At 64.9% G+C, this 22,359-nt stretch carries 19 protein-coding genes; 13 read left to right on the forward strand and 6 right to left on the reverse strand.

The features are described 5' to 3' along the window. Positions 1 to 45: 45 nt before the first annotated feature. A complete protein-coding gene (locus SIDU_RS05695; protein WP_007685746.1) occupies positions 46 to 945 on the reverse strand; it encodes a DUF481 domain-containing protein in 900 nt (299 codons plus the stop codon). 44 nt (positions 946 to 989) lie between these two features. Beyond that, positions 990 to 1,475 carry an RNA pyrophosphohydrolase gene (locus SIDU_RS05700; RefSeq protein ID WP_025771997.1) on the reverse strand — a complete coding sequence of 162 codons (486 nt, stop codon included), beginning with the start codon at positions 1,473 to 1,475 and terminating at the stop codon, positions 990 to 992. A gap of 195 nt (positions 1,476 to 1,670) precedes the next feature. On the opposite strand from SIDU_RS05700, the gene SIDU_RS05705 reads away from it, so the two are divergent. Next, positions 1,671 to 3,047 (forward strand): cryptochrome/photolyase family protein, encoded by a 1,377-nt coding sequence (locus SIDU_RS05705; protein ID WP_007685748.1) that lies wholly within the window; start codon positions 1,671 to 1,673, stop codon positions 3,045 to 3,047. Between the two features lie 35 nt (positions 3,048 to 3,082). After that, entirely contained in the window at positions 3,083 to 4,348 is a 1,266-nt protein-coding gene (locus SIDU_RS05710) for an SAM-dependent methyltransferase (RefSeq protein ID WP_007685749.1), read from the forward strand. 177 nt (positions 4,349 to 4,525) lie between these two features. Here the strand turns inward: SIDU_RS05710 and SIDU_RS05715 are convergent, their stop codons facing one another. Together SIDU_RS05715 and purF are read right to left on the reverse strand one after the other, a co-directional pair. Then, a complete protein-coding gene (locus SIDU_RS05715; protein ID WP_007685750.1) occupies positions 4,526 to 5,236 on the reverse strand; it encodes an SDR family NAD(P)-dependent oxidoreductase in 711 nt (236 codons plus the stop codon). A gap of 81 nt (positions 5,237 to 5,317) precedes the next feature. Then, positions 5,318 to 6,778 (reverse strand): amidophosphoribosyltransferase, encoded by a 1,461-nt coding sequence (purF, locus tag SIDU_RS05720; RefSeq protein WP_007685751.1) that lies wholly within the window; start codon positions 6,776 to 6,778, stop codon positions 5,318 to 5,320. Positions 6,779 to 6,978: 200 nt separating this feature from the next. On the opposite strand from purF, the gene ccmC reads away from it, so the two are divergent. The 8 genes from ccmC (at position 6,979) to SIDU_RS05755 (ending at position 13,876) form a co-directional block, all read left to right on the forward strand. Next, a complete protein-coding gene (gene ccmC / locus SIDU_RS05725; protein ID WP_007685753.1) occupies positions 6,979 to 7,701 on the forward strand; it encodes a heme ABC transporter permease CcmC in 723 nt (240 codons plus the stop codon). 4 nt (positions 7,702 to 7,705) lie between these two features. Beyond that, positions 7,706 to 7,846 (forward strand): hypothetical protein, encoded by a 141-nt coding sequence (locus tag SIDU_RS19770; protein WP_007685755.1) that lies wholly within the window; start codon positions 7,706 to 7,708, stop codon positions 7,844 to 7,846. Then, positions 7,843 to 8,289 (forward strand): cytochrome c maturation protein CcmE, encoded by a 447-nt coding sequence (gene ccmE, locus SIDU_RS05730; RefSeq protein ID WP_007685757.1) that lies wholly within the window; start codon positions 7,843 to 7,845, stop codon positions 8,287 to 8,289. Before SIDU_RS19770 ends, ccmE begins: the two co-directional genes overlap by 4 nt. Positions 8,290 to 8,301: 12 nt before the next feature. Then, a complete protein-coding gene (locus SIDU_RS05735) occupies positions 8,302 to 10,242 on the forward strand; it encodes a heme lyase CcmF/NrfE family subunit (protein ID WP_007685759.1) in 1,941 nt (646 codons plus the stop codon). Further along, a complete protein-coding gene (locus SIDU_RS05740) occupies positions 10,239 to 10,766 on the forward strand; it encodes a redoxin family protein (RefSeq protein ID WP_013040070.1) in 528 nt (175 codons plus the stop codon). The genes SIDU_RS05735 and SIDU_RS05740 overlap by 4 nt, the downstream gene beginning before the upstream one ends. Continuing rightward, positions 10,763 to 11,173: a cytochrome c-type biogenesis protein gene (locus tag SIDU_RS05745; RefSeq protein WP_007685764.1), complete on the forward strand. Its 411-nt coding sequence runs from the start codon at positions 10,763 to 10,765 to the stop codon at positions 11,171 to 11,173. The genes SIDU_RS05740 and SIDU_RS05745 overlap by 4 nt, the downstream gene beginning before the upstream one ends. Further along, positions 11,170 to 11,805, forward strand: a complete 636-nt coding sequence (locus SIDU_RS05750; RefSeq protein WP_007685766.1) for a tetratricopeptide repeat protein — start codon at positions 11,170 to 11,172, stop codon at positions 11,803 to 11,805. Before SIDU_RS05745 ends, SIDU_RS05750 begins: the two co-directional genes overlap by 4 nt. A gap of 142 nt (positions 11,806 to 11,947) precedes the next feature. Then, positions 11,948 to 13,876 carry a potassium transporter Kup gene (locus tag SIDU_RS05755; protein WP_007685768.1) on the forward strand — a complete coding sequence of 643 codons (1,929 nt, stop codon included), beginning with the start codon at positions 11,948 to 11,950 and terminating at the stop codon, positions 13,874 to 13,876. Between the two features lie 54 nt (positions 13,877 to 13,930). On the opposite strand, the gene SIDU_RS05760 is transcribed toward SIDU_RS05755, so the two are convergent. After that, positions 13,931 to 14,395 carry an Hsp20 family protein gene (locus SIDU_RS05760; protein WP_007685769.1) on the reverse strand — a complete coding sequence of 155 codons (465 nt, stop codon included), beginning with the start codon at positions 14,393 to 14,395 and terminating at the stop codon, positions 13,931 to 13,933. Positions 14,396 to 14,935: 540 nt separating this feature from the next. Between SIDU_RS05760 and SIDU_RS05765 the strand changes: the two genes are divergently transcribed. Both SIDU_RS05765 and SIDU_RS05770 read left to right on the forward strand, forming a co-directional pair. After that, positions 14,936 to 16,186: a lipoprotein-releasing ABC transporter permease subunit gene (locus SIDU_RS05765; RefSeq protein ID WP_007685770.1), complete on the forward strand. Its 1,251-nt coding sequence runs from the start codon at positions 14,936 to 14,938 to the stop codon at positions 16,184 to 16,186. Further along, complete coding sequence (locus SIDU_RS05770; RefSeq protein ID WP_007685771.1) at positions 16,179 to 16,868, forward strand: ABC transporter ATP-binding protein; 690 nt, start codon at positions 16,179 to 16,181, stop codon at positions 16,866 to 16,868. The genes SIDU_RS05765 and SIDU_RS05770 overlap by 8 nt, the downstream gene beginning before the upstream one ends. On the opposite strand, the gene SIDU_RS05775 is transcribed toward SIDU_RS05770, so the two are convergent. Continuing rightward, positions 16,854 to 18,662, reverse strand: coding sequence for a diguanylate cyclase (locus tag SIDU_RS05775; RefSeq protein WP_025772005.1), 1,809 nt, complete (start codon positions 18,660 to 18,662; stop codon positions 16,854 to 16,856). The two genes, SIDU_RS05770 and SIDU_RS05775, sit on opposite strands and share 15 nt — an antisense overlap. A gap of 128 nt (positions 18,663 to 18,790) precedes the next feature. Here SIDU_RS05775 and dnaE point away from each other — a divergent pair, with 128 nt between their 5' ends. Continuing rightward, positions 18,791 to 22,327, forward strand: coding sequence for a DNA polymerase III subunit alpha (dnaE, locus tag SIDU_RS05780; RefSeq protein WP_007685773.1), 3,537 nt, complete (start codon positions 18,791 to 18,793; stop codon positions 22,325 to 22,327). Positions 22,328 to 22,359 lie beyond the last annotated feature (32 nt).

Here is a 22,359-nt window from a genome sequence, read left to right on the forward strand (position 1 = left end):
GCCTCCACCCCCGGCTCCTAAAGTCGCCATTTATGAGTTTACGGCCTAGAAATCATAGGTGAGGGTCAGGCGGCTCATCGTGTCGGAGTCGCGTGCCGACAGCAGCGTTTCCGATTCATACTGCACATTGTAGGAAAAGGCCGCCGACCAGCGCGTCCCCACCTTCGTCACCAGCGAGGTCAACGAATTCAGCGTATAGACGTCGCTTTCCGCATAGCCGGAGGCGGTTTGCCTGAAGGTCAGCGCGGGGGTCAGCCGCCAGGCAAGGTCCATGGACGCGCGGGCGCCCAATTTGGTCTCCTGCTCGCCGGTCACATATTCGGCATGGCGGATCGAAGGACCGGCATCCAGCGAGAGGTCGACCGGATCGCTGACGATCAGCTTGTAACCGATGCCGGCCGAGGCGGTGTAGCGCGCGTCATAGCCGATCGACGTATCCCGCTCGAACTGCGTCAGCCCATAGGCGAAGCCCCTGGGATCGAATTCGTAGCGCGGCTCATAGCTGGCGGTGTAGCGCTCGCGCGAGGTCACGCCGTTGGCGCGCCGGTAATCGACGCTGGCGGCCAGCTTGTGCGACCATTGGATGCCGCTGCGCTTGACCGCTGCGCTGGCGCTGATGCCGATTTCGCTGGTCGAGCCGGTGGAGCGGAACCCGCCGGCTTCGATCTTGCCGGTCCACAATTCCGTGAAGCGCGCTTCGCGGATCACGGTTTCCCGCGTGGTCCTGGTCCGTTCCTTCCAACTGTTGACCATGCGCTGGATCTCGTCGGCGGACCCGGGATTGGTCTGCTTGGCGATCTTGGCGACGGTCGCGATCTCGGTCTCATTGCCGTTGGCGATGGCCGCTTCCAGCATTTCGCGCACCGATGGCGGCAGGAGCACGGGATAATCGGCAAGCGCCGGGGTGGAGAGGAAGAAGGAAACAAGGGCCAGCCAGTAACGCATGCGCCTTCTCATACCGGCATGGCGGTCGATTTTAACCCTTGTTTTCAGATCAAATCCCTGAATTCCTGGAGAATATCCCGATACAGCTTGCGCTTGAACGGCACGATCAGGTCAGGCAGGCTCTCCGGATCGGTCCATTTCCATTCGCGGAATTCCGGGTGCGTGGTCTGGATGTCGATGTCCTCGTCCGCCCCCAGAAAGCGCGCGAGGAACCAATATTGCCGCTGGCCGCGATATTTGCCGCCCCACAGCTTGCCGATCAGTTCCGGCGGCAGGTCGTAGAAATGCTCTTCCCGCGCCTTGGCGATGATCTCCACATGCTCGCGAAGGATGCCGGTTTCCTCGTTCAGTTCGCGCAGGGCGGCGGCCTTCATGTCTTCGCCGTCGTCTATGCCCCCCTGCGGCATCTGCCAGGCCTCCACCGCATTGTCGATCCGCTGGCCGACGAAAACCTTGCCCTCCATGTTGACGAGCATGATGCCCACGCATGGCCGGTAGGCGAGTTCTGAATCATTCGGCATCGACGCCATCATAGTCCCTGGTCGTTAATCCCGACAAGCCGGCCGGAGGGTCCATCCGGCTCGTCGCTTTGTGCAGTGCAAGAATAAGCGGCGCGGAGCCGCGCGTCCATGGCGGAAAAATCCGGACGCGGCGATTTGTGCTCCGCATCGCTTCAAATGGGCGGGGACTTGGAACATCGGCCGGCTCATGGCATGCCCGGTCGCATGTCGGACCCCGTACTCCTCTGGTTTCGCCAGGATCTGCGCCTTGGCGATCAGGCCGCGCTGGCCGCCGCCGTGCAGGAAGGGCCGGTGATCCCCCTCTATGTGCTGGACGATCAGGCGCCTCGCCAATGGAAGATGGGCGGGGCTTCGCGCTGGTGGCTGCACCACAGCCTCAGGAGCCTGGACGACGATCTTCGGAAGAAGGGATCGCGCCTGGTGCTGAGGCAGGGAAACTGCGTCGACCAGATCGTCCAGATCGCCGAGGAAACGGGCGCGAGGCGCGTTCACGCGCTGCATCATTACGAACCCTGGTGGCGCAATGCAGAAAAGGCGCTTGGCAAGAGGCTGGACCTTTGCCTGCATGACGGCGCGTTGCTGCTGCCGCCCGGCGCGGTGCGGACGGGCGGAGGAAACAGCTATAGGATCTACACGCCCTTCGCCCGCGCCGTTATGCATCATATGCCGCCGGCCGAGCCGGTCCGCGCCCCTTCGCGCATCGACGCGCCGGGGCAATGGCCGAAGGGCGATTCGCTGGATCGATGGGGGCTTTTGCCCACCGCGCCGGATTGGGCCGCGGCCTTTTCCCGCGACTGGACTCCGGGGGAAGCGGGGGCGCGGGCCAACGTCGACGCCTTTCTGGACGAGGCTGCGGATTATGACAGGGCCAGGAACCTGCCGTCGCGGGAGGGAAGCTCTCGCCTGTCGCCGCACCTTCATTTCGGGGAGGTCTCCCCGGCCCAGGTCTGGCGCCAGGTCGCCGGAGCGCCCGGCAACGCGACGACCTTCCTCAAGGAACTGATCTGGCGCGACTATGCCCATACGCAGATATGGGCCATGCCCGCCTATGGATCGGAAAATGCGCGGCCGGCCTTCGACGCCATGCCCTGGCGCGACCTTCGCGAGGCAGGGGGCGATTTCACGGCGTGGAAGACCGGGCGCACGGGCTATCCCATCGTCGATGCCGGCATGCGGCAGCTTTGGACGACGGGCTGGATGCACAATCGTGTGCGCATGATCGCGGCCAGCTTCCTGATCAAGCATCTGCTGATCGATTGGCGGCATGGGGCGCGCTGGTTCTGGGATACGCTGGTCGATGCGAGCTACGCCAATAACAGCGTCAACTGGCAATGGGTCGCGGGCAGCGGCGTGGATGCCAATATCTTCTCGCGGATCATGGCGCCCCTGACCCAATCGGAAAAGTTCGAGGCTGCCCACTATATCCGGAAATGGGTGCCGGAACTGGCGCATCTGAACGATGACGTCATCCACGACCCCGAAGCGCATGACGCGCGCCCGGCCGATTATCCGGCCAAGTGCATCGGCCATCGGGAAGGTCGGGAACGGGCTCTCGCCGCGTGGCGCCGGATCAAGCCATGATTGCGGCGCGATAAACCATCGGGCAGGATGACGGCATGAACGTCATTGAACCCCATCGCGGCCGGGCGGCAGTGCCGGTCAGGCGGCCGCTGGATCGCCCCAATCGCGGCTGGCCGGATCGCGTCGCCGCCCGGCAGTTCCATATATTGCTCGATCGCATCGACCTGGGGCTGGAGCGAGGGTCTTTGCTCGCCATCCTGCCGGATGGCGGGCGCCGCTTGCTGGGCGGTCGGGCGGCGGGGCCGGAATGCGAGGTCCATCTGCTGCGCTGGCGGGCGCTGCTTCGGTTGATCGCGGGAGGATCGGCGGGCTGGTATCGGGCCTGGGCGCGGGGGGAGTGGACCAGTCCCGATCCGGTGCCGCTGTTCGCCCTCTTCATGGCCAATGCCGTCAGCCTGGGCAATGTCGCCCGGCCGCACGGCCCGACGCGCTGGATCGGCCGGGCGATCCATTGGGCGCGCCGCAACAGCCGCAGCGGTTCGCGGCGCAACATCGCCTATCATTACGACCTGGGAAATGATTTCTATCAGCTATGGCTCGACAAGGGCATGCATTATTCCAGCGGCCTGTTCCGCGACCCCGACGACCGGATCGAGAGCCTGGAGCGGGCGCAGCAGCGGAAGGTCGACGCCATTCTCGACCGGCTCGACCTTGGCGAGGGCGATTCGCTGCTGGAGATCGGCTGCGGCTGGGGCGGATTGGCCGAACAGGCGATGGCCCGCTGCCCGATACGCTATGACGGGCTGACCCTCTCGGTCGAGCAGGCGCATTACGCCCGTGACCGGCTGGGATCGGGCGCGAACATAATCCTGCAGGATTATCGCGACGCCCAGGGGCAATATGACGCCATCGCCAGCGTGGAGATGGTGGAGGCGGTGGGAGAACGCTACTGGCCGGCCTATGTCGAGGCGGTCGAGCGCCTGCTCAAACCGGGCGGGCGGGCGGCGATCCAATATATATTGATCGATGACGCCATCTTCGAAGGCTATGCCCAGGGGACGGATTTCATCCAGACCTATATCTTCCCCGGCGGCATGCTGATTTCGGAAAGCCGCTTTCGGGCGCTAGCCGAAGCGCGGGGCCTGGAGTGGCGCGATGTGCGCCGCTTTGGCCTGCACTATGCCGAAACGCTGCGGCGCTGGCGGGAGCGCTTCGACCGGGTAGTCGACAAAGGATTGCTGCCAGCCGGTTTCGATCAGCATTTCGTCGATCTCTGGCGCTATTATCTGATGTATTGCGAAGGCGGGTTTCGCGGCGGCACGATTGATGTGGCGCAGGTTACGCTGGTGAAGCCGGCTTAGCGCAGGAGGAATTCGGTTTGGCTGCTCCCCATTTCGTCACCCCGGGCTTGACCCGGGGTCCCGCTTTTCTTGTAAACCAGCGCCTGGCCAAGGCAGCGGGACCCCGGATCAAGTCCGGGGTGACGGGAAACTGATGACGGGAATTGGCCAACTCCAGTCCTGTCCAAGGCTTGGCCTCTAATCGATTCGCGCCCGGTATCCGTCAGGCGTGTCGGCAATCACCAGATCGAGGATCGCCCGGCCCACGACAGCCGGCTCCTTGAGCGTCGCCGGGTCTTCCCCCGGAAAGGCCCGCGCGCGCATGGCGGTGCGCGTCGCGCCGGGATCGACGATATGGGTGCGGATGGCGGAGATGTTCTTCACTTCCTCGCCATAGGCGCCGACCAGCGTTTCCAACGCCGCCTTGGAAGCGCCATAAGCGCCCCAATAAGCCCGCGGCTGCGCGCCGACCGAGGAGGTGATCGCCACCACCCGCGCATCGCCGCTCGCCCGCAGCATGCCGTCGAACGCGCCGATCAGAGCCTGCGGCGCGGCCACGTTGAGCGTCAGCAACCGGGCGAATTCCTTGGCGTCGATGGCCGGAACCGAGGCCAGGCTGCCCAGCGTCGCCGCGTTCAGCACCAATATGTCCAGCGCCTGCCAGCGGTCCGAAATGGCATGGGCCAGCCGCCCGATGCTTTCGCCGTCGATCAGGTCCAGCGGCGCGATGGTCGCATGGCCGCCAGCCTCATGAATGCGATCCTCCACTTCTTCCAGCCCGCCGGTGGTGCGGGCGGTCAGGATGACATGGGCGCCGGCGGCCGCCAGCGCTTCCGCCGTGGCGGCGCCGATGCCGCGGCTCGCTCCGGTGACGAGGGCGAGCTTACCGGAAAGAGGTTCAGTCGACATGAATATCCCTCATGGGGTCAGGAAGCAACGAGCCCGAGGCCGCAAGGCGTCGGGCCGTCCGTCCGGCAACAGGAAAGGCGTTCAGACCACCCGCTCGGCCAGCAGTTCGAGCTGGTTCTGCACCACCGCTTCGTCCTGGTCGGTCAGCGTGGTGGGGTAGTCGCCGGTGAAGCAGGCGTCGCAATATTGCGGCCGGATGTCGGCCCGCTTCGCCTCTCCGAGCGCCTTGTACAGGCCGTCGATGGAGATGAAGGACAGGCTGTCGGCATGGATGAAGTCCTGCATCCCGCCAATGTCCAGGCGATGCGCCAGCAGCTTGGTCCGTTCCGGCGTGTCGACGCCGTAGAAGCAGCTATGCCGGGTCGGCGGGCTGGCGATGCGCATATGCACTTCCTTGGCGCCCGCTTCGCGCATCATCTGCACGATCTTGAGCGAAGTCGTGCCGCGGACGATGGAATCATCGATCAGGACGATGCGCTTGCCCTCTATCAGGGCGCGATTGGCGTTATGCTTCAGCTTCACCCCCAGATGGCGGACCTTGTCGCCCGGCTGGATGAAGGTGCGGCCGATATAGTGCGAGCGGATGATGCCGAGTTCGAAGGGAATGCCCGATTGCTGGGCATAGCCGATGGCTGCCGGAACGCCGCTGTCGGGCACGGGAATGACGAAGTCCGCCTCGACCGGGTTTTCGATGGCGAGTTGCGCGCCGATGGCCTTGCGCACCGAATAGACGCTGGAGCCGTCCACCACCGAATCGGGGCGGCTGAAATAGACATGTTCGAAGATGCAGGGGCGGGCGTGCGTCTCGCCGAAGGGGCGGTGGCTGCGCACTTCGCCGTCATGGGTGACGATGACCAGTTCGCCCGGTTCGATCGAACGAACATGTTCCGCGCCGACCACGTCGAAGGCGACGGTTTCCGACGCGAAGATGATCGAATCGCCCAGCTTGCCCATCACCAGCGGCCGGATGCCCAGCGGATCGCGGCAGGCGACCATGCCTTCGGGGGTCATAACGATCAGCGAATAGGCGCCTTCGACCTGCTTCAGCGCGTCGATGAACTTGTCGAGCAGGGTGCGGTAGGTGGACGTGGCGACCAGGTGGATGATGACTTCGGTGTCCGACGTCGACTGGAAGATGGAACCGCGGCGGATCAGTTCCCGGCGCAGCTTCATCGCGTTGGAGATGTTGCCGTTATGCGCGACGGCGAAACCGCCCGAACTCAGTTCCGCATAAAGCGGCTGGACATTGCGCAGCGATGTCTCGCCCGTTGTGGAATAGCGGACATGGCCGCAGGCGGCGGTGCCGGGAAGGCCCCGAATCACCTCGTCGCGGTCGAAATTCCCGGCCACATGCCCCATCGCCCGGTGGGTGTGGAAGTCATGGCCGTCCCAACTGGTGATGCCCGCGGCTTCCTGGCCGCGATGCTGGAGCGCGTGAAGGCCAAGGGCCACCATGGCGGAGGCGGTTTCAGCGTTGAAGACGCCGAAAATGCCGCATTCCTCACGCAGTTTGTCGTCGTCGAACGGGTTGGTCGTAAACATGGGTTTTTGATGGTCCACTGCCGATCCTGTCCGCACCCAACGGGGCGGCTTTCGCGCGCATATAGTGCCTCGGGGAAGATTTGTCGCCTGCCCGTCACAAAAAAGGGACATGGCGCTGACCAGCCGCTGTTTTCCGGCGACCAAATTGGGAAAAAGGCCTACTGGCCTTGAGCCATTGGGAAGGCTAATAGCCTCTTCTCATGCATCGTTTCGCCAATCCCGCACGCTTCCTCAAATTTGCCCGGCCGTTGACCGCCTGGTTGTTCTGGCCGGGGTTGATCCTGCTGCTCGCCGGCGCGGGCTGCGGCCTGTTCGTGACGCCGGCGGATTATCTTCAGGGCGATACGGTGCGCATCCTCTACATCCACGTGCCCGCCGCCTGGCTGGGCATGGGGGGATGGACCGGCATCGCCGTGGCTGCCCTCATGCAGCTTGTCTGGCGCCATCCGCTGGCCGCCGTCGCGGGACGGGCCGTCGCCATGCCGGGCGCTTTCTTCACGGCGATCTGCCTCATCACCGGATCGATCTGGGGACGGCCGACCTGGGGAACCTGGTGGGAATGGGACGGGCGCATGACATCCATGCTGGTCCTGTTCTTCCTCTATCTGGGCTACATCGCGCTCGCCAATGCCAGCGCGCGGCAGGGTAATGGCGGGGTCAGCCCCGTGACCGCCATTTTCGGGCTGGTCGGCGCGATCAACATCCCGATCATCAACCGCTCCGTCCTGTGGTGGAACAGCCTGCATCAGGGGCCCAGCATCACGCTGCGCGGGTCGAGCATCGATGCGGCGCTGCTTTGGCCGCTGGGTTTCACGCTGGTCGGATTTACCTTGCTTTTCGCCGCGATCGTGCTGATGCGCATGCGCGCCATATTGGCGCGGAACAGGATCGAAGCGCGCATGCAAAGGCTGGCGCGGGGGTGAGGACATGAACCAGTGGGCTTTCGTCATCGGCGCCTATGCGCTGACCTTCCTGGGCACCGGCCTCATCAGCCTGTTCAGTTGGCGCGCGATGCGCAGCGCTGAAAACAGGGCATCGGCGGACGCGATATCGGCGGATCGGGCATGAAGGCGAAGCATCAAAGGCTGATCCTGGCCGTGGCGGCTCTGGCCGCGCTGATCGGCGCGGGATTGCTGGCCGCGTCCGCGCTTAAGGACGAGGCGGCTTATTTCTACGCGCCCAATGACGTGAAGACCAAGGGCGTCGAGCCGGGCAAGGCGATCCGGCTGGGCGGCATGGTGGTCAAGGGCAGCCTGAAGCGCGCCGGCGACGGCGTCACGGTCCATTTCGACGTCACCGACGGCAAGGCGACCGTTCCGGCGAACTTCAAGGGCATCACGCCGGACCTGTTCCGCGAAGGCTCCGGCGTCGTCGCGGAGGGGGCCTTCGACGCCGCGGGCACCTTCCAGGCGACCAATTTGCTGGCCAAGCATGACGAGCGCTACATGCCGCGTGAGTTGGAGGGCATGCAATATGACGAGAAAAGCCACAAGATGAAGGCCGATCGGTGAAGCGGGGCGTGCATGATCGCTGAAGCGGGCTTGGCCGCATTATGGCTCGCCGCGTCGCTGGCGTTGCTTCAATTGGCCTTGGCGGCGATTGGGCTGGCGGGAGGAAAGAGCGAACTGCTCGGCGCCGTGCGGCCTGTCGCGGTGGCGCAAGGGGTGCTGACGGCGCTGGCCTTCGCGCTGCTGATCGCGCTGTTCCTGCGATCCGACATGTCGGTCCTGCTGGTCGCCGCCAACAGCCACTCCATGAAGCCCTGGCTCTACAAATTCGCCGGAACCTGGGGCAATCATGAGGGGTCGATGTTGCTTTGGGTCACCGTCATGGGCGTGGCGGGGGCCGCCGTCGCCCTGTTCGAAAGGGCCTTGCGGCGCGAGACGCATATGGCGACCCTTGGGGGGCAGGCGGCGATCAGCCTCGGCTTCTATGCCTTCCTGCTTTTCGCCTCCAACCCCTTTGCGCGGATCGATCCTCCGGCAGCGGACGGGCAGGGGCTTAACCCGCTGTTGCAGGATCCCGGTCTCGCCTTCCATCCGCCGACGCTTTACCTCGGCTATGTCGGCCTGTCCGTCGCCTTTTCCTTTGCCGTGGGCGCGCTGCTGACCCGGCAGGTCGACGCGGCCTTTGCCCGCGCCATGCGGCCCTGGGTATTGGGGGCGTGGATATTGCTGACGCTCGGCATCACGGCGGGCAGCTATTGGGCCTATTATGAACTGGGCTGGGGCGGCTGGTGGTTCTGGGATCCGGTGGAAAACGCCTCGCTCATGCCTTGGCTGGCGGCGACGGCGCTGCTGCACAGCGTGACGGTGCTGGCGACCCGCGACGCCCTGCGCGCCTGGACGGTGATGCTGGCGGTGGTCGCCTTCTCCATGTCGATGGTCGGCACTTTTCTGGTCCGGTCGGGCATCCTGACCAGCGTCCACGCTTTTGCCGTCGATCCGGAGCGAGGAACCTTCATCCTGGCGCTGCTCGGCATCTATATCGGCGGGGCGCTGGCGCTGTTCGGCTGGCGGGTGGGCGCGGTCCGCGAAGGCGCGCCGTTCGAACTGGTCAGCCGGGAAACCATGCTGGTCGTCAACAACCTGCTGCTGTCCGTGATATTGGGCCTGGTGCTGATCGGCACGCTCTATCCGCTGTTGACCGAAGCGTTCGGGCACAAGGTGTCGGTAGGCGCCCCTTATTTCGACCGCATCGCCGGACCCATTGCGCTGGCATTGATGATCGTCATGGTCCTGGGGCCGCTCACCCGCTGGCGGCGCGACCGGATGCGGGAGGTGGCTCGGCGCGTGGCTGTCCCGGCGGTCGTGGCGGGATTGGTCTTTCTTGCCCTGGCGGCATTGGCCTGGGGACGGATCGGCATATTGCCCTTCCTTGGGCTGGTGATCGCCCTGGCGGTCGCGGTAGGGAGCGTGGCGCCCCTCTGGAGGCGCAACCTGCGCCGGACGCCTCTCTTCACCTGGGGCATGGTGATCGCCCATCTGGGCTGCGCGGTCAGCCTGGCGGGCATGGCCTGCGATTCGGCCTTCACGGTGGAGAAGCTGGTGGCCGCCCGCCCCGGCGACACGGTGGAGACGGCGGGCTGGACGCTTCGGTTCAAGCAGATCCTGCCGATGGCGGGCGATAACTGGACCGCGCTCCAGGCCGACATGGAAGCCAGCCGGGATGGCGGCGAGCCGGTCCTGATCCATCCGCAGTCGCGCTTCTTTGCTTCTCCGCCGACCACGACGACGGAGGCCGCCCTGCTGACGCGCTGGAACGGCCAGCTTTACGTGGTGCTGGGGCAGGAAGCGGATGAAGGCCGATGGCAGCTCCGCATCTGGTGGAAGCCCTTTGTGACGTTGATCTGGCTGGGCGGTTTCCTGATCGCCCTGGGCGGCGCGCTGGCGCTGGTCGGGCGCGAACGGCGCGGATGGCTGCTCAAATGGCGGGCGCGCAGGGCCTTGGAGGCCGCTGCATGAGGAAGATGCTGATCTGGCTGCCTTTGGCCCTGTTCCTCGGCTTTTTCGGGCTGTTCGCGAGCGGGCTGCTGCGCCCGGACGACCGGATCATCAGTTCGAAGCTGGTCGGCAAGCCGCTGCCCGCCTTCGCCCTGCCCGCCGCCGCGAGCGACCGGCCGCCGCTGGCAAGCTCGCAACTGGCGACGGGCAAGCCGCGCCTGCTCAACATCTTCGCAAGCTGGTGCGTGCCCTGCGCGGCGGAGGCGCCGCAATTGCTGGCGCTCAAGCAGGCGGGGGTGGAGATCGACGCCATCGCCATCCGCGATGCCCGGCCCGACGTCGACGCCTTCCTCCAGCGATACGGCAATCCCTATTCCCGCATCGGCCTGGATGCGCGGAGCGAGGTGCAGATCGCCATGGGTTCTTCGGGCGTGCCTGAAAGCTTCATCATCGATGGAAAGGGCCGCATCGCCTATCAGCATGTGGGCGACATTCGCGAGGATGACGTGCCGATGATCCTCGACCGGCTGAGGAAAGCGCAATGAGGATGTTGGTCGCGCTGCTGGCGCTGGCGCTGAGCGCGCCCGTCCTCGCGCAATCCGCTTTGCCGCCTGCGCCCTATGCCGACCGCCAGATAGCGGACCCGGCGCTGGAGAAGAAGGCGCGCGCGCTGATGGAAACGATCCGCTGCCTCACCTGCCAGAGCCAGTCGATCGCCGACAGCAATGCCAGCATGGCCGGCGACATGCGATCCCAGATTCGCGAGCGCATCATGGCCGGGGAGGAGCCTGAGCATATCCGCGCCTGGCTGATCGAGCGCTATGGCGATTGGGTCAGCTATGAACCGACCGCCGAACCGATCCTCTGGCCGCTCTGGGCCGCGCCGCTGATCCTGCTGGGGTTGGGCCTGCTGCTGCTGCGCGGACGGATCAAGCGGAGGAGGCGGGCATGACCGGCTGGATCATCGCCGGCGGCTTGCTGGTCCTGGTGAGCATGGCGCTTGTCCTTGTCGGCCGGGTGCCGAGGTCGGCCTGGGAAATCACCGCCGCCGCGCTGTTGCTGGGCCTGGCCGGTTATGCCTGGCAGGGGCGGCCCGGACTGGCCGGCTCGCCCCGGCAGGCTGCGGACAAGGGCGGCGCGGCGTTCGACGAGAAACTGGCCGAACAGCGCCGAGGTCTTGCCGAACGCTATGGCCAGGCGGGCCAGTGGCTGATGCTATCGGACGGCCTGGGCCGACAGGGGAAGACGAAGGAGGCGGCGAACGTCCTGCTTTCAGGCCTTCGCGAGACGCCCGACGATCCCAATCTGTGGCTCGGCTTCGGCAATGCGCTGGTCGCGCATGCGGGCGGCGTGCTGTCTCCCGCCGCCGATTTCGCCTATCGCCGGTCGATGGCCATCGATCCCGAAGGTCCGGCGCCGCGCTATTTCTATGGGCTGGCGCTCGCCCGCGCGGGGCAGCTCAAGGAGGCCCGCGCCCTCTGGGCGCCGCTGGCGGCCAGCGCCCCCGAAGGAAGCGAGGTCAAGAAGGAACTCGAAGCCAATATTGCGCGTATCGACGCCATGCTCGGGGCTGAAGGCCGATAGGCCGTCGAAGCCGCAGCACCATCATTGCCACCACCCTGGAGCCGTGATAGGGCGCGGCGGTTTGCGGGGGCTTATGGAATGACAAGACGGGCCGCTTCCCCGTTCGGGTGTCCAAAGATCATGACAATTCGGCATTTTCTTCATGGCTGACGAGATCACCGGCGGCGCCGCGCGCGCCGATGACGAAGGCGTCCATGATCACGGCCATGCCGGACAGAAGGCGACGGTGAAGCTGGTCGTCGGCGCGATCGGCATCGTCTTCGGCGACATCGGCACCAGCCCGCTCTACGCGTTCCGCGAAACCTTCGCCGGGCACCATCATCTGGAACTCGACCCCGACCATATATTGGGCGTCATCAGCCTGATGTTCTGGTCGATGATGCTGGTGGTGACGCTGAAATATGTCACGGTCATCATGCGCGCCGACAACAAGGGGGAGGGGGGTAGCCTGGCCCTGCTCGCCCTGATCAACGGCCAGACCAAGACGCAGCGATGGTCGCGCGGCATCGTCCTGCTCGGCGTGTTCGCGACGTCCCTTTTCTACGGCGACTCGATGATCACGCCCGCCGTTTCGGTGCTGTCGGCGGTCGAGGGGCTAGCCGTCTACAACAGCAGCCTTGCACCCCTGATCCTGCCGGCGGCGGTCCTCATCCTGCTCGGCCTGTTCTGGATACAGGGATTGGGGACGAACCGGGTCGCGTCGCTGTTCGGCCCGATCATGCTGTTCTATTTCCTGACCATCGCGGTTCTGGGCATCATCAGCATCGTCAAGACGCCGGGCATCCTGCACGCCTTCAACCCCTATTGGGCGGTCATGTTCTTCGTCACCGACCCGCTGCCCGCCTTCCTCGCCCTGGGCGCGGTGGTGCTGGCGGTGACGGGCGCGGAAGCGCTCTATGCCGATATGGGGCATTTCGGGCGCAGTCCGATCCGCGTGTCCTGGCTGGCCTTCGTCCTGCCCGCGTTGATGATGAACTATATGGGGCAGGGCGCTCTACTGTTTCGGGAGGGCGCCGCCGCCCTTCACAGCCCCTTTTACTATCTGGCGCCGCAATGGGCACAATTGCCGCTGGTGGGCCTGGCGACGCTGGCCGCGATCATCGCCAGCCAGGCGGTGATCTCCGGCGCTTTTTCCGTCACGCAACAGGCGATCCAGCTCGGTTTCATGCCCCGCCTGCGGATCGCGCATACCAGCGCGTCGACGGCCGGCCAGATCTACATCCCCCTCATCAACTGGGGGCTGATGGTCATGGTGATCCTGCTGGTGCTGGTGTTCCAGACATCCTCGAACCTCACCGCCGCCTATGGCATCGCCGTCACCGGCGCGATGTTCATCGACAATGTGCTGCTGACGGTGCTGCTCTACCGGCTGTGGAAATGGCGCTGGTATTATTCGGCGCCGCTATTGTCGGTGCTGTTCCTGGTGGACGGCGCCTATCTGGCCGCCAATTTCACGAAGGTGCCCGACGGCGGCTGGTTCCCGCTGCTGATCGGTTTCGTGATCTTCACGCTCCTCACCACCTGGTCGCGCGGGCGCCGGCTGGTTCAGGACCGGCTGCGCGAAGCGGCCATGCCGATTCCCGTCTTCGTCGCCTCTGCCGCGAACAGCGCAGTCCGCGTGCCCGGCACGGCGGTCTTCATGACCTCCACTCCCGATGGCGTTCCCCATGCGCTGCTGCATAATCTCAAGCACAACAAGGTGCTGCATGAGCGCGTCATCCTGTTGACCGTCAAGATCAAGGACGTTCCCGTGGTGGAAGATGACGGGCGTTGCAAGCTGGAGGATCTGGGCCGCGGATTCTTCCGGCTCGTCCTGCAATATGGCTTCATGCAGGAGCCGGACGTTCCCGCCGCGCTCAAGAACGTCACCGGCTGCGGTCAGGCGTTCAGGATGATGGACACCAGCTTCTTCCTTGCCCGGCAGACGCTGCTGCCGTCGGCCAAGCCGGGGATGCCGCTGTGGCGCGAGAAGATTTTTGCCTGGATGCTGCGCAACGCGGAAAGCGCGATGGAATTCTTCCGGCTGCCCACCAACCGCGTGGTCGAACTGGGCAGCCAGGTCGAGATCTGACCCACGAAAAAAGGCGCGGCAGAACTGCCGCGCCCCATTTTCGATGCAAGCGGATCAGGCCGCGTCGCGATCGGCATTGATCTCGACGAGCTGACCGCCGTTGATCGCGATCTTCTTCGGCTTCATCGCCTCCGGAACCTCGCGCACCAGTTCGATCGTCAGCAGGCCGTCAGCCAGGTCGGCCTTTTCGACCCGCACGAAATCGGCGAGTTCGAAACGGCGCTCGAAGCTGCGGTTGGCGATGCCGACATGCAGGAAGCGAGAGCGGTCGCCGCCCTGCGATTCTTCCTTGCGCCCGGTGACCTGGAGCAGGTTCTGCTGGGCCGTGATGTCGATCTCGTCCGTGCGGAAGCCCGCGACGGCCAGGGTAACGCGATAGCGATCTTCGGAAATCCGTTCGATGTTGAACGGAGGGTAATTGTCGCCTTGCTGCAACCGCGCATTGTTTTCGATCAGGTCGAACAGACGGTCGAAACCCACGGTCGAACGGCGATAGGGGGTAAGGTCAAAACCACGCATTGTCATAATCTCCCAAAGAGCAAAATGAACATGCCGGACCCGAAACAAGGCATCCGGCGGTACCATGTCCAACCCCATCTGGCGGCTGGACGGGTTTGATATGGTTCGATGGAGGAGGGTTTCAAGTGGTCTGCCGACGGGATTTTCGATGTGCGGGGAAGGCCAATGCGGAGCCGCGTTCATCCGCTTTGGAACGTCCCGACGGATGGCCGACAGACCCTGAAAAGAAAAGTACCCGGGCCGTGCTTCCACGACCCGGGTACTAATGGACGATTGCTCGTCTCCCCCTTGGCCTGCCTCGACCGCTTCTCAGCCCCCTAAGCTCAAAGCGGGATGCAGTATCCCTGAACCACGGCCATTTACCTGTGCTTCGTCGCTTGTGCTATGTATAGAGCAGGCCGCTGTCACGGGCTATTTCCGGGACATGTGATTTTCCCCGCGAGGCTGTGGCTCCGCTGCAACAATCCGGCAATGCTTGCCGTCGGTCGATAGCATGCTAGACGGGCTGCCTGTTCCCATCGAGAGGCCATTCGCGCCGTCATGATTCTGTCCCGATACGAACGCATGATCGCCAGGCGTTACCTGCTGCCCGGCAAGGGGGAGGGATTCATCTTCCTCGTCGCCGGCATCAGCCTGGTCGCCGTGATGCTGGGCGTGGCGGCGCTGATCATCGTGATGAGCGTCATGAACGGCTTTCGCGCCGAACTGTTCGACAAGATCGTGGGCCTGAACGGTCATGCCGTCGTCCAGGGCTATGGCGGCCGCCTGCCCGACTGGAAGGCGGTGTTGAGGGAGGCGAAGGCGACCCCCGGCGTGACCAGCGCCACGCCGCTGATCGAGCAGCCCTTGCTCGGCAGCTTTCAGGGCCGGGTGGAAGCGGTGCTGGTGCGCGGCATGACCGTGAACGACATCCGCAACAATGCGACGCTGAAGGCGAAGGTCGTGGCGGGCAACCTGGGCGCGCTGACGCCCAATGGCGGCAAGGTGGCGATCGGGTCGCGCCTGGCGGAAAATCTGGGCATCCAGTTGGGCGACAGCCTTACCATCATCAATCCGGCGGGCCGTTCGACCCCCTTCGGCACGGTGCCGCGACAGGTTTCCTATCAGGTGGCGGCCATTTTCGAGGTCGGCATCTACGATTATGACAAGGCCTTCGTCGTCATGCCGGTGGAGGACGCCCAGACCCTGCTGCTGCTGGGCGACGTCGTCAGCATGATAGAGGTGGAGACCGTCAACGCCGACCAGGTCTCCGCCATATTGGAACCACTGGCCGGCAAGGTCGCGGGACGCGCGATCGTCACCGACTGGCGGCAGATGAATGCGTCGCTGTTCGAAGCGCTGGCGGTGGAACGGGTGGCCATGTTCGTGGTGCTGTCGATCATCGTGCTGGTGGCGGTGTTCAACATCCTCTCCTCGCTCATCATGCTGGTGCGCGCCAAGACGCGCGACATCGCGATCCTGCGGACCATGGGGGCGAGCCGCGCCGGGCTGGTCAAGATCTTCATGACCGTGGGCGTTACGATAGGATCGCTGGGCATGGCGGCGGGCATGGTGCTGGGTTTCACCTTCCTGTTCTTCCGCCAGAGCGTGGTGAACGCGATCCAGTTCCTGACCGGCCAGAATCTCTGGGATCCCTCTATCCGCTTCCTCACCGAATTGCCGGCCAAGCCCGATCCGGTGGAGATCGCCATCATCTGCCTGATGGCGCTGGTCTTCAGCTTCCTGGCGACGCTCTATCCCGCGTTCAAGGCCGCCAATACCGATCCCGTGCAGGTGCTGCGCTATGAATGAGATATTGAAGGTCGCGGGCCTCAGGCGCAGCTTCACCCAGGGCGGCGTCACCATAGAGGTGTTGCGCGGCGTCGACCTGTCGGTGGCTCAGGGGGAGATCGTGGCGCTGCTCGGCCCGTCGGGATCGGGAAAATCGACGCTGCTCCAGGCGGTTGGCCTTTTAGAGGGCGGATTCGACGGATCGATCCGCATCGCGGGCGAGGAAGCGGCGAAGCTCGACAATGACGGGCGGACGCGGCTGCGCAGGGATGCGCTGGGCTTCGTCTATCAGTTCCATCATCTGCTGCCGGACTTCAACGCGGTGGAGAATGTCGTCCTGCCGCAGGTGATCCGCGATGCGGAGATGCCGACGGCCCGTGCCCGCGCCGAATCCCTGCTGGGGTCATTGGGGCTTGGCCATCGGCTGGAACATCGGCCAAGCCAGCTTTCCGGCGGCGAACAGCAGCGCGTTGCCGTGGCGCGGGCGCTGGCCAATCGGCCCGCCCTCGTCCTGGCGGACGAGCCCACCGGCAATCTGGACGAGCGGACCGCCGATGTGGTTCTGGCCGAATTCCTGCGGCTGGTGCGGGAGGAAGGCTCCGCTGCGCTGGTCGCGACGCACAATGAAAGACTGGCTGAGAAGATGGACAGGGTCGTCCGCCTTCACGAGGGACTGCTGGAGGAAAGTTCAGGCGGGATGTGACGCCGCATCCCGGACCGTCGCGATGACGATCTGGTTGCGCCCCTGATTCTTCGCCCGAAGCAGCGCGGCATCCGCCGTGCGGACCAGGGTTTCCGCCTTGCCATGATCGGGGAAGACGGCCAGGCCGAAAGAGGCGGTGATCGGCCCCAGTTCCTCGCCGCGATGCTCGACGCGCAGTTCCTGCAATTTCTGCTGCACCTGGATGGCGCGGTCGATGGCCTGATCCTGCGCGAAGCCGGGCATCAGCAGCACGAACTCCTCCCCGCCCAGGCGGAAGGCGCAATCCTTTTCCCGCAACGCGTCGTCCAGCACGCCACCAACAGCGCGCAACACGGCGTCGCCCGCATCATGGCCATGGGTGTCGTTGAACCGCTTGAAATGGTCGATGTCCACCATTAGGCAGGCCAGCGGCGTCAGGGCGCTTTCGGCACGGACCACCAGTTCCTTGAACACCGCGTCGAAGCGGCGCCGGTTGGCCAGGCCGGTCAGCGGATCGGCCATCGCCATCTGCTGCAACGCATCGCGCAGCCGCAGATTGGCGAGCGCAAGGCCGATATTTTCCGCCAGCATCTCCAGATATTTCTCGGTGCGGCCGATCTGGTCGGCGGTCCGGTCCTCAGGCTGTTCGACATAGAGCAGGCCGATGCTCTCCCCCTGCGCCGTCAGCGGTATGCAGATGGTGCGGACCTCCGCGCCTTCGGCCAGATGCTCGCAGGGTATGTCGACCAGATCCCCGGCCGGCTTGTGAATCTGTCCGCGCCGCAACGCCCAGCAGGCGGTCGGCGGAAATTCCTCGCCCGATTGCCGGGGCGACAGCCAGTCGCAGGCCTGCACCATCATGTTGCGGCGCGTGTCGTGGATGTAGAGCCGCCCGGCAAAGCCCGGGGCGATCTCAGGCGCGAAGCGCCGGACGACCTCGACCAGGCCGCCGGTGCTGTCGCATCCCTGCAAGCGCTGGGTCATGCGGGAAAGCTGGTCTCGCGTGATCCGGTCCGCATCGCGTTCCTGCTCCAGCCTCTGCCTTTCCAGGCCGTTTTCCCGGAAGATGCGGATGGCCTGCGCCATGTCGCCGATCTCGTCCACCTGCGGGAAATCCGGCGGCACCACGGCATAATCCTGCGCGGCCAGGCGCGTCACGACATCGCTCAGCCGCACCACCGGGCGCAATATGCGCTGCTTCAGGATGAAGTAGAGCACGCACAGGAACAGCAGGGCGGTCGCGCCCATCATGATTTCCGACATCAACCGCCACTGCCGGGCCGCTTCGGTTGCCTGGCGAACGGTGTTTTCCGTCCGCTGGTCCAGCATATACTGGAACTTGCCGATCTGGGCCGAAACGCGATCGAGTTCCCGGCCATATTCGTCGCCGAAGACTATGGCGCGCGCCGTTTCCCGATCCCCCTTTTCGGCGGCGTCGATGGCGGCTTCCTGTTCGTCGGTCAGCGCGTCGGCCCAATGCAGCCCCTGCTGCAACGCCGCGAGTTCGCTGATGCTGGCCCCCTGGTCGCGGAGGTGGGTGATGCGCTGCTCTACCGAGCGGAGCGCCGCCTTCTCCCGGCGATAGGCGATGATATGCGACGGATCGCCCGTGATCACATAGGCGCGCGCCTGTTCGGTCAGCCGATATGCGTCTTCCACCAGGGCGGCGGTCATCTGGTCGAACACGGCGCGCTGCTCGACGGCGGCCCGCTCCTTCTCCTCGGCGCCGGAGGCCATCAGCATGACCGCCCCTGAAGCCAGAGTGAGGGCTACGGTGGCGCCATAGGCGTAGTTGGTAATGGTGGACAGTCGCATGATCGCCCCAGCCTAGCGCCCAATTATTGGCGATATGTTAACCATCGGCCCGTGCCGGCGCGATTTTACCCACGACTTTCTGCAAGCGGGGGCTGGCGTCGAATCGGCGGCAATGCCTAGATGAGGACATGCCTCATGCCGGTTTCGTCCCCCTTCGCGTCTTTTCATCCTTCACCATGCTGGAAGGGGCGATAGACCCCAAGAAGATCGCGAAGCAGGCCAAGGCTCTGGGCTTTCCCGCCGCGGCCATCACCGACCGCAACGGCCTGTACGGCTCCATGGCCTTTTCCGACGCCTGCAAGGGGGAGGGGGTGCAGCCGATCATCGGCGCGATGGTCGGCGTTTCGCGGCCGGACCGGCCGGCCAATGCGGCGCCCGTGCATGACTGGATCGCCCTCTATGCGCAGGATGCCGCCGGCTACGACAATCTCTGCGCGCTGGTGTCGATGGCGCATCTCGACCGCCCGGTCGAAGAAGTGCCGCATATCAGCCTCGACATGCTGGAGGGACGGACCGACGGCCTGATCGCCCTGACCGCCGGGGGAGAGGGCGCTCTGGCGCGGCTCTTTGCCGAGGATCAGCCGGCAGCGGCGCTTGCCTATGCCAAGCGGCTGGAAGCGTTGTTCCCCGGCCGGCTCTATATCGAAATCTGCCGCCGCTTCGACCCGATTGAGGGGAAGGCGGAACCGGAACTTCTCGACCTGGCCTATGCCCGCGACCTGCCGCTGGTGGCGACCAACCCGACCTGTTTTGCCGAGCCGCATTTCCACGAGGCGCATGACGTGATGCTGTGCATCGCCGACAGCGCCTATGTCGAGACGCCCGACCGGCGGACCAGTTCGCCCGACGCCTGGATGAAGCCGGCGGCGGAAATGAAGCGGCTGTTCGACGATCTGCCCGAAGCGCTCGCCAACACGCTGGTGGTCGCGCAGCGCTGCGCCGTCGCCGCCCCCAAGCGCAAGCCCATCCTGCCCAGCCTGGCCGGCGACATAGAGGGCGAGGCGAAGATGCTGCGCGAGCAGGCGACGGCAGGGCTGGAGGCGCGGCTGGCCAAGGCCGGCATCGTCGACGAGGAAGCGCGCAAGCCCTATTTCGAGCGGCTGAAATTTGAAACCGACATCATCATCCAGATGGGATTCCCCGGTTACTTCCTGATCGTTGCCGACTTCATCAAGTGGGCTAAGGATCATGACATTCCGGTGGGGCCGGGTCGCGGCTCGGGCGCGGGATCAGTCGTCGCCTGGGCGCTGACCATCACCGATCTCGATCCGCTGCAACTGGGGCTGCTGTTCGAACGCTTCCTAAACCCGGAACGCGTCTCCATGCCGGATTTCGACATCGACTTCTGCGAAACGCGGCGGGGGGAGGTGATCCGCTACGTCCAGCAGAAATATGGCGCGGACCATGTGGCGCAGATCATCACCTTCGGAAAGCTGAAGGCGCGGGCCGTGCTGAAGGACACGGGCCGGGTGCTGCAGATGAGCTATGGCCAGGTCGACCGCTTGGCCAAGCTGGTGCCCAACCATCCGACCGATCCATGGACGCTGGAACGCTCGCTGAACGGCGTCGCGGAGTTCAGGGCGGAATATGACAATGACGCGCAGGTCAAGCGGCTGATCGACTATGCGATGAAGCTGGAGGGCTTTCCGCGCCACAGTTCCACCCATGCGGCGGGCGTGGTGATCGGGGACAGGCCGCTGTCGCAACTGGTGCCGCTCTATCGCGATCCCCGTTCGGACATGCCGGTGACTCAGTTCGACATGAAATATGTCGAGGGCGCGGGACTGGTGAAGTTCGACTTTCTTGGCCTCAAGACATTGTCGGTGTTGCAGAAGGCGGTGCAACTGCTGGCCGGACGGGGCGTGGAGATCGACCTCAATTCGCTCGGCTGGGACGATCCGGCGGTCTACGAACTGCTCCAGCGCGGCGACACGGTCGGCGTGTTCCAGTTGGAATCGGAAGGCATGCGCAAGACGCTGGCCGCCGTGCGCCCGACCAATTTCGGGGACATCATCGCGCTGGTATCGCTCTACCGGCCGGGTCCGATGGACAATATCCCGATGTTCGGTCGTCGCAAGAACGGGCAGGAAGAGATTGAATATCCTCACATATTGCTGAAACCGATCCTGGAAGAAACCTACGGCATCTTCGTCTATCAGGAACAGGTGATGCAGGCGGCCCAGATATTGGCGGGCTATTCGCTGGGCGACGCCGACCTTCTGCGGCGCGCCATGGGCAAGAAGATCAAGGCGGAGATGGACGCGCAGCGCGCCCGCTTCGTCGAAGGGTGCGCGAGAAGCGACATCGCGGCGGCCAAGGCGAACGAACTGTTCGACTTGATCGACAAGTTCGCCGGCTATGGCTTCAACAAGTCGCACGCCGCCGCCTATGCGCTGCTCGCCTATCAGACCGCCTGGCTGAAGGCGCATTATCCGGCGGAATTCTACGCCGCGTCCATGGCTTTCGACATCCACCTGACCGACAAGCTGACGGTGTTCGTGGACGATATGCGGCGCATGGGGCTGACCTGCCTGGCGCCGGACATCAACCGCAGCCTCGCGGACTTCTCGGTCGAAGCGGTCGATTGCGAAGGCGACGATCCGCGCCTGGGCTTTGCCGTGCGCTATGCGCTGGGCGGGCTGAAAGGCGTGGGCGAGAAGGCGATGGAACAGCTTGTGGCCGAGCGGGAGGCTGGCGGGTCGTTCAAGTCGCTGGACGATTTCGCCGACCGGATCGAACCGCGCCTGCTCAACCGGCGGCAGTTGGAAAGCCTGGCGGCGGCAGGCGCCTTTGACGGCGTGCATCCCGACCGGGCCGGAGTCCATGCAGCCGCGGAAACGATCCTCAGCGTAGCTTCCAGCGCCGCGGAGGCGCGGGAAAGCGGGCAGGGCGGCCTGTTCGGCGATGTCGAAACGCCGCATGCCGATGTGCGCGTCCCACCACACCAGACCTGGTCGACGGCGGACCGCATGGCGCAGGAAAAGGAGGCTTTCGGCTTCTATTTCTCCGCCCATCCGGTGGACCGCTACCGGCATCTGGCGGAGGCGCGGGGCGCAAAGAGCTATGGCGCGATATGCGCGGAACCCGTGGCGGAAGGCGGCCGGGCCAATGGCGTGATGGCCGCCATGGTCGAGGATGTGCGCTGGCGCGAAACCAGGCGGGGGGCGCGCTATGCCGCCGCCACATTCTCCGACAGCAGCGGTCAGTTTCAGGCGAGCTGCTTCGATGAGGATGCCTGCAAGGCTATCGAGGATATGGCGCGGGAGGGCGATTGCGCGCTGCTGATGGTGGAACTGGACCGGCTGCCGGGCGAGGAAACGCCGCGGGTGACGATTCGGGGGATCGAGCCTTTCCGCCAACTCGCCAACAATTCCCGCATGGAACTGGTGGTCGATGTGAGCGATGCAGCCGCAATCGGAGCGCTGGCGCAGATTCTGGCGAGCGCCAGGGGAGGGCGGAGCGAAGTCTTCCTGCGGGCGCCCGTGGGCGGCGGCAAAGCCGCGCGCTTGTTCCTGGGCGACGATTATCTGATCGGCGCGGATCAGGTCGACAGCATCGCGACGATAACGGGCCTGCGCATCGGGTCGTTCGAGCGGATGGAAGCCAAAGCGGACGGCTATCGCGCCCGCAACCGGCGTTCCGGCTTGCGGCTGGTGGCGGGCTAAGCGCTCCTCCGGTCGGGGAGCCTGCCATGCCA

Origin of the sequence: Sphingobium indicum B90A (genome assembly GCF_000264945.2) — a bacterium.
Taxonomy (GTDB): Bacteria; Pseudomonadota; Alphaproteobacteria; order Sphingomonadales; family Sphingomonadaceae; genus Sphingobium; species Sphingobium indicum.

Excerpts from the sequence above, each read along its gene's own strand:
- SIDU_RS05695 (WP_007685746.1), bottom strand. The coding sequence starts at position 945 with ATGCGTTACTGGCTGGCCCTTGTTTCCTTCTTCCTCTCCACCCCGGCG.
- SIDU_RS05700 (WP_025771997.1), bottom strand. The coding sequence starts at position 1,475 with ATGGCGTCGATGCCGAATGATTCAGAACTCGCCTACCGGCCATGCGTG.
- SIDU_RS05705 (WP_007685748.1), top strand. The coding sequence starts at position 1,671 with ATGTCGGACCCCGTACTCCTCTGGTTTCGCCAGGATCTGCGCCTTGGC.
- SIDU_RS05710 (WP_007685749.1), top strand. The coding sequence starts at position 3,083 with ATGAACGTCATTGAACCCCATCGCGGCCGGGCGGCAGTGCCGGTCAGG.
- SIDU_RS05715 (WP_007685750.1), bottom strand. The coding sequence starts at position 5,236 with ATGTCGACTGAACCTCTTTCCGGTAAGCTCGCCCTCGTCACCGGAGCG.
- purF (WP_007685751.1), bottom strand. The coding sequence starts at position 6,778 with ATGTTTACGACCAACCCGTTCGACGACGACAAACTGCGTGAGGAATGC.
- ccmC (WP_007685753.1), top strand. The coding sequence starts at position 6,979 with ATGCATCGTTTCGCCAATCCCGCACGCTTCCTCAAATTTGCCCGGCCG.
- SIDU_RS19770 (WP_007685755.1), top strand. The coding sequence starts at position 7,706 with ATGAACCAGTGGGCTTTCGTCATCGGCGCCTATGCGCTGACCTTCCTG.
- ccmE (WP_007685757.1), top strand. The coding sequence starts at position 7,843 with ATGAAGGCGAAGCATCAAAGGCTGATCCTGGCCGTGGCGGCTCTGGCC.
- SIDU_RS05735 (WP_007685759.1), top strand. The coding sequence starts at position 8,302 with ATGATCGCTGAAGCGGGCTTGGCCGCATTATGGCTCGCCGCGTCGCTG.
- SIDU_RS05740 (WP_013040070.1), top strand. The coding sequence starts at position 10,239 with ATGAGGAAGATGCTGATCTGGCTGCCTTTGGCCCTGTTCCTCGGCTTT.
- SIDU_RS05745 (WP_007685764.1), top strand. The coding sequence starts at position 10,763 with ATGAGGATGTTGGTCGCGCTGCTGGCGCTGGCGCTGAGCGCGCCCGTC.
- SIDU_RS05750 (WP_007685766.1), top strand. The coding sequence starts at position 11,170 with ATGACCGGCTGGATCATCGCCGGCGGCTTGCTGGTCCTGGTGAGCATG.
- SIDU_RS05755 (WP_007685768.1), top strand. The coding sequence starts at position 11,948 with ATGGCTGACGAGATCACCGGCGGCGCCGCGCGCGCCGATGACGAAGGC.
- SIDU_RS05760 (WP_007685769.1), bottom strand. The coding sequence starts at position 14,395 with ATGCGTGGTTTTGACCTTACCCCCTATCGCCGTTCGACCGTGGGTTTC.
- SIDU_RS05765 (WP_007685770.1), top strand. The coding sequence starts at position 14,936 with ATGATTCTGTCCCGATACGAACGCATGATCGCCAGGCGTTACCTGCTG.
- SIDU_RS05770 (WP_007685771.1), top strand. The coding sequence starts at position 16,179 with ATGAATGAGATATTGAAGGTCGCGGGCCTCAGGCGCAGCTTCACCCAG.
- SIDU_RS05775 (WP_025772005.1), bottom strand. The coding sequence starts at position 18,662 with ATGCGACTGTCCACCATTACCAACTACGCCTATGGCGCCACCGTAGCC.
- dnaE (WP_007685773.1), top strand. The coding sequence starts at position 18,791 with ATGCCTCATGCCGGTTTCGTCCCCCTTCGCGTCTTTTCATCCTTCACC.